This window comes from Corynebacterium tuberculostearicum, assembly GCF_022347385.1.
GTDB classification, from domain to species: domain Bacteria; phylum Actinomycetota; class Actinomycetes; order Mycobacteriales; family Mycobacteriaceae; genus Corynebacterium; species Corynebacterium tuberculostearicum_M.
Genome location: NZ_JAKRDT010000013.1, coordinates 1 through 15,937, shown reverse-complemented (window position 1 = coordinate 15,937; position 15,937 = coordinate 1). Strand labels below are relative to the sequence as shown.

At 63.3% G+C, this 15,937-nt stretch carries 18 protein-coding genes; 9 read left to right on the top strand and 9 right to left on the bottom strand.

The features are described from left to right. The first annotated feature begins 51 nt into the window (after window positions 1–51). From MHK00_RS08255 to MHK00_RS08245, 3 genes are all read left to right on the top strand, one after another. Window positions 52–915, top strand: a complete 864-nt coding sequence (locus MHK00_RS08255; RefSeq protein WP_200435848.1) for a MetQ/NlpA family ABC transporter substrate-binding protein — start codon at window positions 52–54, stop codon at window positions 913–915. A gap of 70 nt (window positions 916–985) precedes the next feature. After that, a complete protein-coding gene (locus tag MHK00_RS08250) occupies window positions 986–2,023 on the top strand; it encodes a methionine ABC transporter ATP-binding protein (protein ID WP_005322668.1) in 1,038 nt (345 codons plus the stop codon). Beyond that, window positions 2,020–2,700 carry a methionine ABC transporter permease gene (locus tag MHK00_RS08245; RefSeq protein WP_005322670.1) on the top strand — a complete coding sequence of 227 codons (681 nt, stop codon included), beginning with the start codon at window positions 2,020–2,022 and terminating at the stop codon, window positions 2,698–2,700. Before MHK00_RS08250 ends, MHK00_RS08245 begins: the two co-directional genes overlap by 4 nt. Before the next feature lie 36 nt (window positions 2,701–2,736). Here the strand turns inward: MHK00_RS08245 and MHK00_RS08240 are convergent, their stop codons facing one another. Further along, window positions 2,737–3,597 carry a sucrase ferredoxin gene (locus MHK00_RS08240; protein ID WP_250411246.1) on the bottom strand — a complete coding sequence of 287 codons (861 nt, stop codon included), beginning with the start codon at window positions 3,595–3,597 and terminating at the stop codon, window positions 2,737–2,739. 110 nt (window positions 3,598–3,707) lie between these two features. On the opposite strand from MHK00_RS08240, the gene MHK00_RS08235 reads away from it, so the two are divergent. Further along, entirely contained in the window at window positions 3,708–4,265 is a 558-nt protein-coding gene (locus MHK00_RS08235; RefSeq protein ID WP_250411243.1) for an AMIN-like domain-containing (lipo)protein, read from the top strand. Here MHK00_RS08235 and MHK00_RS08230 read toward each other — a convergent pair. Both MHK00_RS08230 and imuA' read right to left on the bottom strand, forming a co-directional pair. Further along, window positions 4,262–5,785: a Y-family DNA polymerase gene (locus MHK00_RS08230; RefSeq protein ID WP_250411241.1), complete on the bottom strand. Its 1,524-nt coding sequence runs from the start codon at window positions 5,783–5,785 to the stop codon at window positions 4,262–4,264. The two genes, MHK00_RS08235 and MHK00_RS08230, sit on opposite strands and share 4 nt — an antisense overlap. Next, complete coding sequence (imuA', locus tag MHK00_RS08225; protein WP_494546135.1) at window positions 5,782–6,444, bottom strand: DnaE2-dependent mutagenesis accessory factor ImuA'; 663 nt, start codon at window positions 6,442–6,444, stop codon at window positions 5,782–5,784. Before imuA' ends, MHK00_RS08230 begins: the two co-directional genes overlap by 4 nt. Before the next feature lie 64 nt (window positions 6,445–6,508). Here imuA' and MHK00_RS08220 point away from each other — a divergent pair, with 64 nt between their 5' ends. Continuing rightward, window positions 6,509–6,928, top strand: coding sequence for a hypothetical protein (locus MHK00_RS08220; RefSeq protein ID WP_250411239.1), 420 nt, complete (start codon window positions 6,509–6,511; stop codon window positions 6,926–6,928). Window positions 6,929–7,064: 136 nt separating this feature from the next. After that, window positions 7,065–8,102, top strand: a complete 1,038-nt coding sequence (locus tag MHK00_RS08215) for an HNH endonuclease signature motif containing protein (protein WP_250411237.1) — start codon at window positions 7,065–7,067, stop codon at window positions 8,100–8,102. Between the two features lie 67 nt (window positions 8,103–8,169). Here MHK00_RS08215 and guaA read toward each other — a convergent pair whose 3' ends face one another. Continuing rightward, the gene (guaA, locus tag MHK00_RS08210; RefSeq protein ID WP_250411235.1) at window positions 8,170–9,744 is read right to left on the bottom strand and encodes a glutamine-hydrolyzing GMP synthase; all 1,575 of its coding nucleotides are present in this window, start codon (window positions 9,742–9,744) and stop codon (window positions 8,170–8,172) included. A 33-nt stretch (window positions 9,745–9,777) separates the two neighbouring features. Between guaA and MHK00_RS08205 the strand changes: the two genes are divergently transcribed. After that, a complete protein-coding gene (locus MHK00_RS08205; RefSeq protein WP_250411232.1) occupies window positions 9,778–10,149 on the top strand; it encodes a hypothetical protein in 372 nt (123 codons plus the stop codon). Between the two features lie 107 nt (window positions 10,150–10,256). On the opposite strand, the gene MHK00_RS08200 is transcribed toward MHK00_RS08205, so the two are convergent. Then, window positions 10,257–11,420 carry a GuaB3 family IMP dehydrogenase-related protein gene (locus MHK00_RS08200; RefSeq protein WP_250411229.1) on the bottom strand — a complete coding sequence of 388 codons (1,164 nt, stop codon included), beginning with the start codon at window positions 11,418–11,420 and terminating at the stop codon, window positions 10,257–10,259. Between the two features lie 7 nt (window positions 11,421–11,427). Next, window positions 11,428–12,948, bottom strand: a complete 1,521-nt coding sequence (gene guaB, locus MHK00_RS08195) for an IMP dehydrogenase (protein ID WP_250411226.1) — start codon at window positions 12,946–12,948, stop codon at window positions 11,428–11,430. Between the two features lie 119 nt (window positions 12,949–13,067). Here guaB and MHK00_RS08190 point away from each other — a divergent pair, with 119 nt between their 5' ends. Then, a complete protein-coding gene (locus tag MHK00_RS08190; RefSeq protein WP_005326826.1) occupies window positions 13,068–13,439 on the top strand; it encodes a DUF5319 domain-containing protein in 372 nt (123 codons plus the stop codon). Between the two features lie 3 nt (window positions 13,440–13,442). Here the strand turns inward: MHK00_RS08190 and MHK00_RS08185 are convergent, their stop codons facing one another. After that, entirely contained in the window at window positions 13,443–14,198 is a 756-nt protein-coding gene (locus tag MHK00_RS08185) for a hypothetical protein (RefSeq protein WP_005322694.1), read from the bottom strand. A gap of 65 nt (window positions 14,199–14,263) precedes the next feature. Then, entirely contained in the window at window positions 14,264–14,836 is a 573-nt protein-coding gene (locus tag MHK00_RS08180; protein ID WP_040424956.1) for a sigma-70 family RNA polymerase sigma factor, read from the bottom strand. Between the two features lie 306 nt (window positions 14,837–15,142). Here MHK00_RS08180 and MHK00_RS08175 point away from each other — a divergent pair, with 306 nt between their 5' ends. Then, entirely contained in the window at window positions 15,143–15,445 is a 303-nt protein-coding gene (locus MHK00_RS08175; RefSeq protein WP_005326832.1) for a WhiB family transcriptional regulator, read from the top strand. Between the two features lie 9 nt (window positions 15,446–15,454). On the opposite strand, the gene MHK00_RS08170 is transcribed toward MHK00_RS08175, so the two are convergent. After that, window positions 15,455–15,652, bottom strand: coding sequence for a daunorubicin resistance protein (locus MHK00_RS08170; RefSeq protein WP_250411224.1), 198 nt, complete (start codon window positions 15,650–15,652; stop codon window positions 15,455–15,457). Between the last annotated feature and the right edge of the window lie 285 nt (window positions 15,653–15,937).

The following is a 15,937-nucleotide window of genomic DNA, read 5'->3' as shown; positions in this document are numbered from 1 at the left end:
AAGTTGCTAAACAAGCAAATTATTTCAACTCCTACAAGAAGGGGATTCCCCATGCAGATCCGTCGCGTAGTGGCTGCTACCGCCGCCGTAACCATCGCTGCCACCAGCCTGGTGGCATGCTCTTCCGACTCCGATGACTCCAAGACCATCAAAGTCGGCACCACCGATGACGCAAAGAAGGCTTGGGTAGCGTTCGAGCAGGAAGCAAAGAACGCAGGCTATGACATCGATATCCAGCCTTTCGCGGATTACAACACCCCGAACCAGGCCCTGGACCAGGGCGAGCTGGACACCAATAACTTCCAGCACCTGAAGTTCTTGGCGGAGTATAACCACGGCAACGGCACCAACCTGGTGCCTATCGTGGCTACCGAGATCGTGCCGCTGGCACTGTTCTGGAAGGACCACGACTCCCTCGACGGCATCGAGGGCGAAGAAGTCGCCATCCCGAATGACTCCACCAACCAGGCTCGCGCCATCAACGTGCTGGTTCAGGCCGGCCTTCTTACCCTGAAGGACAAGGACAACCTGGAGCCCACCCCGCTGGACATCGATGAGAAGAAGTCCAAGGTCAAGGTCACCCCGGTAGATGCCGCACAGACCACGTCCGCACACGGCGAGGGCACCCCGGCGATTATCAATAACTCCTTCTTGGAGCGCGCCGGCATCGACCCAGCCACCGCCATCTTCCAGGACGACCCGAACTCTGAAGAGGCAGAGCCGTACATCAACGTCTTCGCCGTCCGCGAGGAAGATGCCGATAACGAGGACATCAAGAAGCTCGCCGAGCTATGGCACAGCGACGCCGTCCAGGAGGGCGTTGACGAAGACTCCGCCGGCACCTCCGTCGAGGTGGAGCGCAGCCAGGAGGATCTGCAGAAGATCCTGGATAAGCTCGAAGCAGATCTGGACTAATCACCCTTGCTTTTACCCCGCCGGAGACCCCGGCGGGGTTTGGCACTTTCCTAGCTAAGGACGCAAACACGTGGCAGATTCCACCCACCGCGGCACCCGCATTGAGTTCCGCGAGATCACCAAGATCTTTAAGCAGAAAAAAGCGCGAATTAAGGCGCTCGACCATGTCTCCATGACCATCGAGCCTGGCGAAATCGTCGGCATCATTGGTTATTCCGGCGCCGGCAAGTCCACCCTCGTGCGCATGATCAACGGCCTGGACACCCCATCCTCTGGCGAGCTACTGCTCGACGAGACCAATATCGTTGGCATGTCCGAGCGGAAACTGCGTGGCATTCGCCGCAATATCGGCATGATCTTCCAGCAGTTCAACCTGATGAGCTCGCGCACCGCGGCCGGCAATATTGAATACCCGCTGCAGCTGCAGGGCGTCGGCAAGCAAGAGCGCGCCCAGCGCGTGCAAGAACTGCTGGACTTCGTCGGCCTAGGAGACAAGGGCAAGAGCTACCCGGAGCAGCTTTCCGGCGGCCAGAAGCAGCGCGTTGGCATTGCCCGTGCGCTGGCCACCAACCCTTCGCTGCTGCTTGCCGACGAAGCCACTTCCGCCCTCGACCCCACCACCACGCAGGAAGTCCTCGACCTGCTGCGCCGGGTGAACAAGGAATTCGGCATCACCATCGTCGTTATTACCCACGAGATGGAAGTCGTACGCTCCATCGCCGATAAGGTCGCCGTGATGGAAAACGGCCGCGTAGTAGAACAAGGCAGCGTCTACGAAGTCTTCTCCAACCCGCAGACCTCCGTGGCCGCCAAGTTCGTGGCCACCTCGCTGCGCAACGAACCCGACGTCGTCGAAACCGACGACCTGCTCGCGCACGAAGGCCGCCTGTTTACCATCAACCTCACCGAGGAATCTGGCTTCTTCACCGCCGCCGCTCGGCTCAAGGAAGCCGGCGTGTCCATCGCCGTCGTGCACGGCGGTATCACCACGTTGCAGCAGCATTCCTTTGGCAAGCTGACCGTGCGACTCAGCGGCGATAATAACGCCATCGAAGAGTTCTACCGCACGCTTTCTACCACCACCCAGATTGAGGAGATTGCACGATGACCGTCACCAACCTCGCCCAAGCCAACTGGGATCGCCTTGGCCCCTCGCTCGCCGACGCCATCGTCGACACCCTCATCATGGTCTCGACCACCCTCATCGTCTCCGGCATCCTCGGCCTTGGCCTAGGCATGCTGCTCTACACCACCCGCACGGGCGGCATCCTGCAAAACAGGTTTGTCTACGTCATTGTTAACCTGCTGGTGAACTTCGTCCGCCCCATCCCCTTCATCATTTTGCTGGCCTTTGCCCAGCCACTGACCGTCGCCGTAATGGGAGGTTCCATCGGCCGCGGCCCAGCGACCTTCGTCATGGTCATCGCCGCGACCTTCTCTGTGGCCCGCGTGGTGGAGCAAAACCTCGTGGCTATCGATCCCGGTGTTATCGAGGCCGCCCGCTCCATGGGTGCCTCGCCGTGGAAGATCATTACCTCCGTGATCGTTCCGGAGGCCCTCGGCCCGCTGATTCTGGGCTACACCTTCCTGTTCATCGCCATCGTGGATATGTCCGCCATGGCCGGCTACGTCGGCGGCGGCGGCTTGGGTGACTTTGCCATCGTCTACGGCTACCGCGCCTTTGAGTGGGAAGTCACCGTCGTGGCCACACTCATCATCATCGTGCTGGTGCAGGCCGCCCAGTTCCTCGGCAACTGGCTCTCTTCCAAGGTCATGCGCCGCTAGCCCCCGCTTGCCGACGCCGCCCCCACCCCGCGCAGCCTACCCCGCGACCGGCTCCACGCCGGTCGCTACGATGGCCTGGCCTTTCTTCGGCGCATCGCCGCACGAGGAAACCACGCCTTCTACCTCGCGCTCCTCGAGCGCCACGCGCCAGCGCCGGCCGTCAGCGTGGCTGACCTCGCCGCCGTCGGTGGCGGTGAGCTGGCCATAGGAGAGGTCCTCGCCGGCGTCGATAAGCGCGCGGGCCACCGCCAACTCCGCCACCTGGCCGCGCGGGCCGAAAATACCGCGCCCGCGATTTACCGGGTAGAAATACTTCCCCTTCGCCGCCGCCGCAATCATCTGCGCGGCGGCTTCTTTATTCATGCGGCCAAAGGAATAGGCCCATGGCATGAGCATGACCGACGGCGCGAACCGGTGCCCCTTCGTGTGCGAGGTCTCCCACACCATATCCGGATAATCCGCCACCAGCTCCGCAGCCAGCGGCCGGCCCTTGACCGCACAGCACGTATCGCGCTTCGCATGCGTACACACCAGCACTAGCGGCGTATCCAAAGAGCCGCCCCCATTGCGGCCAGGCCCGGTCAGATCCAGATCGAGGATTTTCTCTGGGCCCGTCAGCAGCACGAGTTCCATCACGCCCTGTTCGGCCCACACCAGGTAGCAGCGGTGCATCTTGCCCACCTGGCGACCGTTGCGGCCCGGCCGGCGAATAAGCTGCAGCCCCGCCGCGCCCTTCAGCTTGGACTTAAGCTGCGCTGTGAGCTCCGGCCCAAAGGTATCGCCATCAAGCACGTCTCGCGACCATCCACCCGGCCACTCGAAAAGCACATAGACGGATTCCTTCTTCGCCGTGCCCGGCAGCGGCTCTACCTGGATATCTGAACAGAACTCGGTCATATACCTAAGCCTAACCTTTCTGCATTCCAGCTCACACCCTTGGCAACAATTCGGCCACGAAGTACCCCCTCAGCTATACAGTTCACGGCCGAAAATATAACCTAGGGGACATGTTGAAAGTCCGTCTCGCCGCAACGCTTCTCGTCGCTGCTTCTCTCAGCGGCTGCGCCGCCCACGAGACGGACCGCACCACCATGGCCGCGTCTGCGGATAACTCCCAGCTCAATCCGCTAGGCCAGGCCAATATGGAGATGAAAACCCTCCGGCCGCAGGCGCCCTCCGAGCTCACGGTGACCGACGTGCGCATCGGCCGGCACGAGGGTTTTGAGCGCGTTGTCTTCGAGCTCGATGGCGGCGGCGCTCCCGGCTGGTTCGTGGATTACGCCGACACGCCCACACAGCAGGGTTCCGGCAAGACCATTGACTACTCCGGCGAGACCGCACTCAATGTCAATATCGACGGCGTGGTCTACCCCTTCGAGGCAGGCAAGGACGATCCCCGCATCGGCGTGGTGGATGCCCCTACGGAAGGAATTGTCACCCAAGTGGTCAATGGCGGCACCTACGAGGGCCGCTGCCAATTTGTCATCGGCATGACCTCTCGCAAGCCTTATTCCGTGCAGGTGCTCGATAACCCCACCCGCCTCGTGGTCGATATTCGCGATTAATAGGTCGCCTCAACCCGCCAGCGACCGCCGGACCATACCAAGAGCCAGGCCCGCTGATGCTCTTCGTGGTCGGATTGGCCCACCACCTGCAGGCGCGCTACGTGTTGCGGGGTATCGGTCCACCACTGCGTATCCACCGGCCACGGCCCGGCCCAGCCCAGCACGCGGAAGCGATGCGCGCCCCAGCCCAAGGCCACCGGCACCCCGGACAAGAGGGCCTCGGCGGTAACGAAGACGGGGCGCCCGGCGGCGTCGATAAGCCGAATGCGCGCGGCCGGGTGGTTCGGCCCACCGCCCAGCCGCGCGGGCAGGGGCGCGGGAATGCGGCCGGGCCACTCGCCCTGCGGCGGGGCGTCGCGCTGCTCGCCATAGGGCACATACTCGATGCGCTCGGCCACCCCACGGCCGCCCACCGCCCGCGGCTGCAGCACACGATCCACCCCCAGCTGCGATTGCACGCGGGCGATCACGCGTTTGACCTGCTCCTGCGATCCTTCCCCGCCCCAGAGACCTGCAGCGGACGGGGCGGCGACCTCCACCGGCTCCAGCGCTAGGCGGCGAATGGCCGCGCCCTCACCAGTAGCGCGCGTGAGCCAGCCATCGAGCTGCCAACGCACCCGGTCCGCGGTAGCCTGCTCCGTCAGCGCTTCCTGCGTGCGCCACACCCGCGCCAGCTCCTCACCGGTGCCAAACTCCGCCACCACGCGCAGCCGCAGGCACACCTTGCCGGCCGCTTCCAAGCGGGCATGCAGCCGGGCCGCTAGCTGACGGGCTGCGAAGGCCGCCGCGTCCACGCGCTCGATGCGCTCTTCCATTTCCACCGCCAGATCCGGGCGCGCCAGCTCTGGGGCCACGCGCCTATCCGCACGGGCCTGGGCCAGTTCGTGGGCACGGCGGCCCGGCTCACCAAACCGGGTGGCTACCTGCTTAAACGGCAGCGCGGCTAAGTCGCCCAGACGCCGCATGCCCAGCTTATCCAGCTGTGCGATAAACCCAGCCTCAAAGCCCAAGGCCTCATCGGCCGCCAGCACGCCTATGGGCTGGGTAGCCAAAAACTCCCGCGAGCCGCCCTCTGGCACCACCGCGCCCACACCGCGGTGCCGGGCCGCGATGACGGCCGTGGCAATCTCATCGGCGACGCCGAGGGTGGAGTCGAAGCCGGCGTACGAAGAGGCGTCGACAAGCATCTCTAGTGCTTTCTCCCCGTGGTAGCGCAGCGCCGCGCCCGCATCCACAATCGCCAGGCCTGGGCGCAGCACCTCCACCGAGGACGCCACCGCATCTAAGCCGGCCGCAACCTCCGCAAACGCCGCGCCATCCCGGTCCGGATTGGCCTCCACCACTGCGGCCTCGGGGCACAGCGCTTGGGCCTGGCGCAGGCGCATCCCACGCCGCACGCCCGCTCGGCGCGCCTTCCTATCGCACACCGCCACCGCGTGATTGCGCGCAATAACCATAGGGCCCTGCCCACCGGCGGCCTGGATGGGCCAATCCGGAAACCACACGGCCGCTACCCTCATACGGCCTCCAACCGGCGACGCTCACCTACCGTGAGCACCCCGCGCGAGGCACCCTGCTTCGAGGTCACCTCCACGTCCATGTCCACTCCGCGAATGCGTCCGCTGCCCTTGCCGACGCCCCGATAGGCACTCACCCGCGCCCCTATCCCCACCGCCGTGCCGGGCAGGCGCGTGCCCACCGTAAGCACCGCCGCGCGCCCACCGCGCACCTTCGCCAGCACCGGCCGAGCCTTGGTAGGGCTCACCTCGCCGGGCGGCCCATGGTGGATAACGAGGTCCAACCCCTCCGCCAATACTCCCGTCACCATCCAGGATTCCAGGCCCGGATCCGGCACGGTTACCACGCGTTCGATAGCGCCTTCCTCGGCCACTTGTGCGAGTAGCAAATCCGGCCACCCCACCACTCCCACATACCCGCCACGGGCGGTGAGGTGACAGATAAGCTCCACCACCAGCGCTGGGCAGCTCGCACAGTGCACCACCTGTCGGCGCGCCAACCCACCTGCGGGAAGCAAGCGCGCCAGGCCAGGGAGCGTATCTACCAGCTCTTCTTCCGGGCCGCGCTCCATAGCGCGCATGCGGGTACGCAGCATCGCCACGCGGTCCGACCTACTTAGCCCGGCCACCGCTTTCTCTAGGCGAACGCTCGTTTGACTCACCCGAATAGTATGAACCCTCACCCGGACACATGCAAGTGTATGTTCGAATGGTAGCCTTAGCGGCATGAACTTCAACGCTGCCTACGGCGCCATGCGCGAGCACACCACCCCCATCCCCACTCCGCCATGGGTGCGCTTGGGCTCGTCCATCCTCATCGGTGCGGCCGTGGCACTCTTGGCTAGCCGCGCGCATATCTTTGCCGCACTGGTTGGGGCGCTCGTATGCCTCGTGGCGGCCTTCGTTCTCGTCTTTGCCCACCCCTACCGCCGCGCGATGCGCGCTTATGCCGACAAGCGCAACGTCACTCTGGTTCCCACCATCGCACAGCTCGTGCCGCTTATGGTCTTGTGGCTTATGGTGATGCTCGCGCCCATCGTGTCCCTGCCTGCATGGGGTGCCGGCCTGGTGTGGCTCGTGGTCTTTGGGCTGAGCTTTTTCGTCTTCCCCCATGTGGATGGCACGCGCCGGCTCGCGTTTGCCTAATCTAAACGACACTTTTCGAGGTTATCCACAGCTTTTCGGCCCACGGCGGGTATGCGGGCCGGGTTATCCACAGAATCGGCCGTAGCGGTTGCGCCGGCCGTGCGCTGGTGTAGGTGCGCGCCGTAGCGTTGCAGGCATGAACGCACTCGAGACCTACCTCACCGCCTTGGGCCCTGGCATGGACATCATCGCCGGGTGCCAAAGCATGTCCGGGTCCGAGCTTATGGACCGCGGCGCGCCCGATGCCATCGCCGCCGATCTGCTTCTTTTGTGCGAAAGCTACTTCGGCCGCACCAAATTTGCGCGCCTGCAGCGCCGCGCTATTGCCGACGCCCGCCGCAACACCCACTCCATCGCCACCCTTGCTGCCCTAGAACGCATTGTTAACCGCGCGCCCAGCAAAAAGCAGGCCTGGCAGCTGCGCGCAGAATGCTGCGCGATGACCGGCTCAATGAGCCACATCCTTAAACACGCCCGACGGCGCCTGCGGGAGATGAAAGACGACACCGTAAGCCCAGGCGTGCGCACTTACCGACGCCCCAATGATTACTGGACGCTTGCCATCACCGGAACATCTAGTTTCATCGCGGATCTCAACGCCGCGCTGGCCGCGACTGGAAAGCAATCGCTCGAGGCAGTAGAAAAGATCTTCTTTGACCAAGCTGCGGCCGCGCGGGCAGAAGTGGTGACCAATGCCATCGTGCCGTTAGACAAATTCATCCGCATCCGCGACGGCCATGGTGATGATATCGAGCTCGATCTGACCAATGGCGCCACCATCACCGGCACCGAATATCTGCGCCGCGTGCTCAACGACGTCGGCTTTTCTGGCGAGAAAGAAACCGGCTACGTCACTCTCGTGCACCCCGAGGAAGGTCCAGTCAATCTCTACCGCACGGCGCGCGTGGCCAATGACAAGCAGCGCATTATGGCCGCTGCAGAAAACCCACGCTGCGCCTGGCCGGGCTGCAACCAGCCGGCAGACCTCTCCCAAGTCCACCACCTCAAGGCGTGGAGCAATGGCGGGGAGACGAATATGAAAAACCTGGTCATGTGCTGCGCCTACCATAATGGCGTCAACGACGATGACCCCAACGCCCCACCTCGGCGCGGCCGCCTCGAGCGGGTGGGCGGACGCGTTGTGTGGCGGCCACCGTTTACCCCGCGCGAGTAAGCGCCGCCCGCTGAAACGAGCGAAAAGGCGCTCAGCACTAGACTGAGCGCCTTCTACGCATGCCGTTTTACTCCCACTCGATGGTTCCTGGTGGCTTGGAGGTGCAGTCCAAGACCACGCGGTTGACGTCCTTCACCTCGTTGGTGATGCGGGTAGAGATCTTCTCCAGCACTTCGTACGGCAGGCGGGTCCAGTCTGCGGTCATGGCGTCTTCCGAGGACACCGGGCGCAGCACAATCGGGTGGCCATAGGTGCGGCCGTCGCCCTGCACGCCAACGGAGCGGACATCGGCCAGCAGTACTACCGGGCACTGCCAAATCTGGTCATCCAGGCCGGCATTGGTCAGCTCGGTGCGGGCAATGAGGTCTGCCTCGCGCAGCGTCTCCAAGCGCTCCTCGGTCACCTCACCGATGATGCGGATGCCCAAGCCAGGGCCGGGGAATGGCTGACGGCTAACGATCTCTTCCGGCAGACCCAGCTCGCGGCCGACGGCACGCACCTCGTCCTTAAACAGGAGGCGCAGCGGCTCGACCAGTTCGAACTCCACGTCATCCGGCAAACCGCCGACATTGTGGTGAGACTTAATATTCGCCGTGCCATCGCCGCCGCCAGACTCGACGACGTCCGGGTACAGCGTTCCCTGGACGAGGTAGTCGACGGTGGAGCCTGCAGGGGCGTCGTCAAGCACGCCTGCAACCGCGCGCTCAAAGGAACGGATAAACTCCGCGCCGATAGCCTTGCGCTTGGCTTCTGGGTCGCTAACGCCTGCCAGCTTATCCAGGAAGGCGGCGCGCTCATCGGCAGTCACCAGCTTCGCGCCGGTGGAGGCGACAAAGTCCTTTTCTACCTGCTCACGCTCGCCGGCACGCAGCAGGCCATGGTCAACGAAGACACAGGTGAGGCGATCACCGATAGCACGCTGCACCAGAGCGGCCGCTACAGCGGAGTCCACACCGCCGGACAGGGCGCAAATAGCGCGGCCTTCCTCGCCTACCTGGGCGCGGACATCTGCGATGAGCTGCTCTGCGATATTATCGGCCGTCCAGTTCTGCTCTAGGCCAGCAACCTCAGTAAGGAAGCGGGTAAGCACCTCCTGACCGTGCGGCGAGTGCTGTACCTCAGGGTGGTACTGCACGCCGGCCATCTTCTTGTCTAGGCACTCCATCGCTGCAACCGGAGCACCGGCCGACGTGGCCGTAACCTCAAAACCTTCAGGAGCGGCAGATACTGCATCGCCGTGAGACATCCACACCTTGTGGGTAGCCTCCAGGCCTTCGTGAAGTACGCCGCCCTTGACATTCATATCGGTACGGCCGTACTCACGCTCGCCAGTCGACGACACGGTGCCACCAAGCGCATGGTTCATGGCCTGGAAGCCGTAGCAGATTCCGAAGACTGGAATGCCGAGCTCAAGCAGCTCCGGCTTCAGGGCCGGGGCGCCGTCGGCATAAACGGAAGACGGACCGCCCGTCAGAATAAGCGCGGCTGGATCCTTTGCTTTGATTTCCTCCACAGACGCGGAGTTGGGGACAACCTCGGAGTAAATCTTGGCCTCGCGCACGCGGCGGGCAATAAGCTGCGCGTACTGAGCGCCAAAGTCCACAACGAGGACGGGGCGCGGGGTAGTATTTGGCTTAGTCACGCCCCATAGTCTAACCCACTAAACTGATAGCTTATGAAGCGCTTGGCTATTGTGCTCGCCGCGAGCCTGCTGTTGTGCGGTTGTGACGCCACCCCAACTACGGCCGAGGTGGCGTCTGCGCTGGATGAACAAGGCCCGCAACAGGTAACACTTCCGGCCGCGGAAGTCTTTGGAAGCGAGTGGGATGAGTGGGTTCCCTTGTGTGGCACTCAGCAGGCAGAGCGTGTGGGTCATCCAGAAGTTGCGCATAATTCGGTGGTTCTACGCGCGAGCGGTGAAGAAAAGGTTGTAGAGCTCAATCCGTCGGGAGTACGCGTGTGCCCGGTCCACAATGCGGGGCAATGGCGGCCAGCGACGGGCAAGACCACGTGGAGGCGCGAAGGCGGCTGGCAGTTGCTCTCGTAACTACTCCCCCTCCCCCGCCAAGTTGTATCTATTCAGCGAAGAAGGAAGCTTAAAAAGAAACGCGGCTGCGCCAAGAAGGCACAGCCGCGTCAGGACTCTCGCGCGGATTAGTAGCGGACGGCGAGTTCGACCTTCTGGAAGGACTTCAGGTCGGTGTAGCCGCACTTGGCCATGGAACGGCGCAGCGCGCCGACCAGGTTGGTGCGGCCGAAGGGCTCGCTGGAGGGACCGTGCAGCACGGTTTCCAGCGACGGGGCGGCCGATTCTTCTGTGGCTTCGGCCGGGGTACCGGTGGTGAGGAAATCGACGTCCAAGTCGGTATCGGCCCCGGAGAACTGGACGAAGCCGCGTGGGAAACGCGGGTGGCCGGCCGTGGCGGGCCAGTACCAGCCCTTGCCGCCGGCCTCGCGGGCCTGGGCAAGCAGTGGGCCGAGAGCAACACCGTCAGCGCCGCAGGCGAAAGCCTTGGCAATATTGCCGGAGTTTTCAAACTCGGTATCGGCGATGATGTGCACGTAGCGGCCGCCGGTCTCGTCGAGGTAGTCGCGGCGGGCTGCGGCGGCGTCGGCAATCGCGGTGCCCATGGCCGAGTCGATGCCGACGGTCTCGGCGTTGGTGGTCACGCCTGCGCCTACGATGACGCCGGCCGCGCCGGTGCGCATCAGGTGTAGCGCGGTGGTGTAGTCGGTAACCCCGCCGGCAATGACGGGAACGTCAAGGGAACCAATGAACTCCTTGAGGTTCAGCGGCTCACCGCCGGTAGCCACGTGCTCGGCCGAGACCAGGGTGCCCTGGATAAACAGCAACTCGGCGCCGGCCGCGATAACCTTCGGGGCCATCTCGCGAGCATTTTGCGGAGAAACGCGCACAGCGACGGTGACGCCGGAGTCGCGGACTTGGGAGATGCGCTCGGCAAGGAGGGCGTCGTCAAGCGGGGCAGCGTGCAGCTCCTGGATGATGGAGTTATCGCCCGGCTGCGAGTAAATGCGGGCCAGGGCGCCCTCGAGGTCCTTGTGGCGGCCCCACAGGCCCTCGGCATTAATGACGCCCAGGCCGCCCTGCTTGCCCATCTCGATGATGAACTCGGGGGTGGCGAGCGCATCGGTGGGGTGGGACACGAAGGGGATGTCGAAGGTATAGGCGTCGATGTTCCAGGTCGTATCCACGTCCTTAGAGGAACGGGTACGGCGCTGCGGCACGATGGATAGTTGCTCTAGATCGAAGGTGCGGCGGGCCTCGCGGCCGATGCCGATTTCGGCGTATTCACGCATGATATTCCTAGCGGTAGTTTGGTGCTTCTGCGATTTGCTGCAGGTGGTGCGGGTGGGATTCCTTCAAGCCCGCGGCGGTGATTTGGACGAAGCGCTTGGTCTTCAGCTCGGCCAAGGTGGCGGAGCCGGTATAGCCCATGGAAGCGCGCAGGCCGCCAATAATCTGGTGCACGATGGCATCGATATCGCCGCGGAAGGGCACGCGGCCCTCGACGCCTTCCGGAACCAGCTTGTCCTCGCTGCGGACGTCGGCCTGGAAATAGCGGTCCTTGGAGTAGGAGCGCTTCTCACCGGAGAGGCCGCGGCCCTGCATGGCGCCCATGGAGCCCATGCCGCGGTAGCGCTTGTACTGCTTGCCCTGGTAGACCACGATGTCACCGGGGGCTTCGGTGGTGCCGGCAAACATGGAGCCCAGCATGACGGTATCGGCGCCGGCCGCCAGGGCCTTGGCGACGTCGCCGGAGTACTGCATGCCACCATCGCCGATAACCGGCACACCGGCCGGGCCAGCTACTGCGGCGGCCTCCATCAGGGCCGTAATCTGCGGCGCGCCCACGCCGGCGACGACGCGGGTGGTGCAAATGGAGCCCGGGCCGATGCCGACCTTGATGGCGTCGGCGCCGGCATCGATCATTGCCTGTGCGGCCTCGCGGGTGGCGAGGTTACCGCCGATGACATCGACCTTGGAGCCGAAATCCTTCTGCACTCGGGAGACCATTTCCAGCACGCGGTTGTTGTGGGCGTGGGCGGAGTCGACGACGAGGGCGTCCACGCCGGCGTCGACAAGCGCGGCGGCGCGCTGGTAGGACTCTTCCCCGGTACCGATGCCGGCCGCAACCAACAGGCGGCCGGCCGAGTCCTTGGACGCGTTAGGGTACTGCTCGGTCTTGACAAAGTCCTTGACGGTAATCAGGCCGGTGAGCTTATTATCCGCATCGACGATGGGCAGCTTTTCCACCTTATTGGCCGAAAGCAGTTCGAGGGCTTCCTTCTTGGATACGCCCTCGCGCGCAACGACGAGCGGCATGGCCGTCATGACCTCGCTGACCTTGCGGTCAAAGTCAGGCTCGAAGCGCATATCGCGGTTGGTGCAAATGCCCATCAGGGTGCCGTCCTCGTCTACCACCGGCAGGCCGGAGATGCGGTAGCGGGCGCACAGCGCGTCTACTTCCCCGATGGTCATATCCGGGCGGGCGGTGATGGGGTCGGTAACCATACCGGACTCGGAGCGCTTCACAATCTCTACCTGCTCGGCCTGGTCCTCGGTGGACAGGTTGCGGTGCAGCACGCCGATACCACCCTGGCGGGCCATGGCAATGGCCATGCGGGCCTCAGTCACGGTATCCATGGCGGCCGAAGCAAGCGGAACGCCGAGGCGGATATTGCGGGTAAATTGCGCGCCAGTATCGACCTCGGAGGGCACGATATTGGATTCGGCGGGCAAAAGGAGCACATCATCAAAGGTCAGGCCGCGCAGGGCTACCTTGTTCGGGTCATCTCCACCAGTATGAATACGGTTCTCGCTCATCGAGGTCTCTCCTTAACAGGTTTAGCGGCTACCACAACTGTAGTGCGTTGCCGGCCGACGACACCATTTGGGCAGGGGGTAAATTGCCTCGGGAGGGTAAGTTCAATAGGCTCGCAGGCGTGAACTTCTTCGCCAATATGCCCCGCGATCCTTTCGCCGATGACCCGAATGACCCCGCCTCCTTCTTGGAGGAGGACGAGCAGGTCATGCCGCTTACCGACGACGACCGGATCGCCATCATCCACGACCTCGCACTGGTGCAGAAATTCGCGTCCATCCTCGGCCCGCGTGGCATCGATGGCATCTTCTTCTTGTGCGAGGATTGCCAAGAAAACCACTTCTACGAGTGGGACATTATGGCCGCCAATATGCGCGCCACCCTTGAAGGCGAGCTAGCGCCGGTGCATGAACCTGGCGCCGAGCCGGATCCCTCCCGCTACGTGCCTTGGGACTACGCCTTGGGTTACTTGGATGGCCTAGAGGGCCGCTAGCTTCTACTGCTGCTGGTCCAACTCGATGGTCGTCGTCGGCTCATCCTCAACGTTGGGGTTGGGCTGCGGGTTTTGCTGCGCCTGTTCCGTGACCACCACGGTTTCGGTGGCGTATTGAGTCTCGGTCACGGTGACCTGCTCCGGCTGCTGTTCCGGTTGCGAAGCTTCTTCCGCCACGGTTTCGGTGGCAGTCTCCGTCACGGTGTGCGGGGTGGGCTTCGGGTGCGCAGCCCGCTTTTGTTCCGCCTCGCGGTTGGCGGCTACGACCTTTTCTTCTTTGCCTTCGGCCTCATCCAGCTTGGCGCGGGCGTCCTTCATCAGTTCGCGAGCGCCTTCAATATCACCTTCGGCCGCGCGAGATTCCATCTCTTCCAGCGTGCCGGCCAGCTCTACGTTGCGGGTCTTATCGCCCTTATCAAAGGTTCCGGCGTGCAGCATGGCTCCACCGGCTCCAGCGATGACTAGCGTTGCGGCCGCCGCACCGATGAGCCCATGTACGAACGGGCCGCCGCGGCGGCGCTTGCGGGCCTGGCCTAGGTCGATGACCGCGGGCTCAGCTTCGGCGCCTTCTACCAGCGGGGCTGGAGGCATCTGCTTATCGACGTCCCCCTTTAACTCCAGCAGCAGCTCCGCCAGGTCATCCTGGCCGTCGGAAGGGTTAGTTCCCTTCGAAAGCTCGGTGAGGAATGCATCATCATCTATCAAGGGCTGGAGCTGGTCTGCAAGGCCGTCATTATCGCCGTGGTGCTTCGGTGCCATGATGGTGTCTCTCCCCCTTCCTTTCTGTTAAGAGATATCTGCTGTAAGAGTCGGCCGCTAGGCCCTTAGCGCGCAGTTTCCTGGGCGGCTTGGAGGGTCTTTCGCAATTGAGCGAGTGCTCGGTGTTGTGCGACACGAACCGCGCCTGGGGTGGAACCCACAATTTCCGCGGTCTCTTCTGCCGACAAACCGTTGAACACGCGCAGAATCACGATGTTTTTCGCCTTGTCACTTAACGTATCGAGCAAGGCGCGCATTCTGTTACTACCGTCGGCCTCTAGCGCCCACTCTTCTGGGGTAGCTTCGTTCGCGGAGTCTTCTGGAATTTCTTCGGTAGGGGTGGACTTATCGCGCCCCATGGCGCGGTGGGCATCGGTGACCTTGTTGAACGCAATGCCGTAGACATAGGCCATAAACGGGCGGCCCTTGTCCTCGTAGGAGCCAATGGAGGTGGCCACTGCAAGACAGATCTCTTGGGCTACATCCTCCGCGGTGGGTTGGCGGCCGCCACCGATGCGGGCGCGGCAGTAGCGCAGCACCTGCGGGTGAATGATCCGCAGAACTTCTTGCAGCGCTCGACGGCTGCCGTCGACGGCATGCGGGACGAGATCCGCTAGCTCCTGTTCCTTATCACTCACGTATGCACCCTCTGACATGTTTTAAACCGGTAACTAACCATATTGGCACACGGGAAGATTATGCAAAGGCAACGCGCGGCCCCAGCGCGTGCGCAACCCGAGCGGAAGAAAATTCACAAACCGTTAACCTTTGTTGTTTCCGCTGGTAAACCGCGGTGCCGGAGGGACGAACAGGGGAAGAATACCTAAAAGTCAAAAATAGGTAACCCATCGTTAACCCACGCGCGAAACACTACGTGAGGTTGCTTCCCGCGACACTGCGGAAGCCGCACTAGAATTCTCGCCCTTACAAAGGAGCTAAGTAACGTGTCTCAGCCTCATTTGCTTCCCGGTCCCACCGCTGACCTGTGGGATTGGCAGCTACAAGGCGCCTGCCGCGGAGAAAACTCGGACGTGTTTTATCACCCAGATGGCGAGCGCGGTCGTGCCCGCGCCCAGCGCGAGAACCGCGCCAAGGCCATCTGCAATTCCTGCCCGGTCATTGATTTGTGCCGCGAGCATGCCCTGCAATCCGCCGAACCTTACGGCGTCTGGGGCGGAATGAGCGAATCCGAGCGCGTCGTTGCGCTGCGCCAACGCCGCCGCGCGGCCGCGCCGGTCAACGCTTAAGGCAGAAGGTTAGGGGGAGACGAGGGCGTCGGCAAGAAAGCACCCCGTCACCGAGTCTTTCTGCTCGGCTAACTCGGCTGGGGTGCCACGAAAGACCAGCTGGCCGCCGGCCGAACCGGCGCCGGGGACCAAGTCGATGGCGTGATCCGCATGCGCGAGAACAGCCAGATTGTGGTCGATGCAGATGACGGTGTGGCCGGAGTCCACCCGCTCATCACGCCTTGCTCCACGTAGACCGCACCCACACCGCTGCGCTTGGAGCAGGCACCCTCGGAATGCGCGGAAAAGAGTGCGGGTTTGATGCCATTGGCCTTGGCGAAGGCCTTGCGAATGGGGTCGGTATCAGCGGTGCCTTGATGTATTCCACGGCCCTTGATTTCTAGCGGTCGTGGAAACACCTGACATGGGTTAGGTGATTGTGTGGAGTCGAAATGGGTTCCGGATTCTGCTGTTGTGGCGCGGTTTGCGTCGTTGGTTCGGGCTGGTAGTTCA

Coding starts and splice junctions, on each gene's coding strand:
- MHK00_RS08255 (WP_200435848.1), top strand. CDS start 52: ATGCAGATCCGTCGCGTAGTGGCTGCTACCGCCGCCGTAACCATCGCT.
- MHK00_RS08245 (WP_005322670.1), top strand. CDS start 2,020: ATGACCGTCACCAACCTCGCCCAAGCCAACTGGGATCGCCTTGGCCCC.
- MHK00_RS08240 (WP_250411246.1), bottom strand. CDS start 3,597: ATGACCGAGTTCTGTTCAGATATCCAGGTAGAGCCGCTGCCGGGCACG.
- MHK00_RS08235 (WP_250411243.1), top strand. CDS start 3,708: ATGTTGAAAGTCCGTCTCGCCGCAACGCTTCTCGTCGCTGCTTCTCTC.
- MHK00_RS08230 (WP_250411241.1), bottom strand. CDS start 5,785: ATGAGGGTAGCGGCCGTGTGGTTTCCGGATTGGCCCATCCAGGCCGCC.
- MHK00_RS08220 (WP_250411239.1), top strand. CDS start 6,509: ATGAACTTCAACGCTGCCTACGGCGCCATGCGCGAGCACACCACCCCC.
- MHK00_RS08215 (WP_250411237.1), top strand. CDS start 7,065: ATGAACGCACTCGAGACCTACCTCACCGCCTTGGGCCCTGGCATGGAC.
- MHK00_RS08205 (WP_250411232.1), top strand. CDS start 9,778: ATGAAGCGCTTGGCTATTGTGCTCGCCGCGAGCCTGCTGTTGTGCGGT.
- MHK00_RS08200 (WP_250411229.1), bottom strand. CDS start 11,420: ATGCGTGAATACGCCGAAATCGGCATCGGCCGCGAGGCCCGCCGCACC.
- guaB (WP_250411226.1), bottom strand. CDS start 12,948: ATGAGCGAGAACCGTATTCATACTGGTGGAGATGACCCGAACAAGGTA.
- MHK00_RS08185 (WP_005322694.1), bottom strand. CDS start 14,198: ATGGCACCGAAGCACCACGGCGATAATGACGGCCTTGCAGACCAGCTC.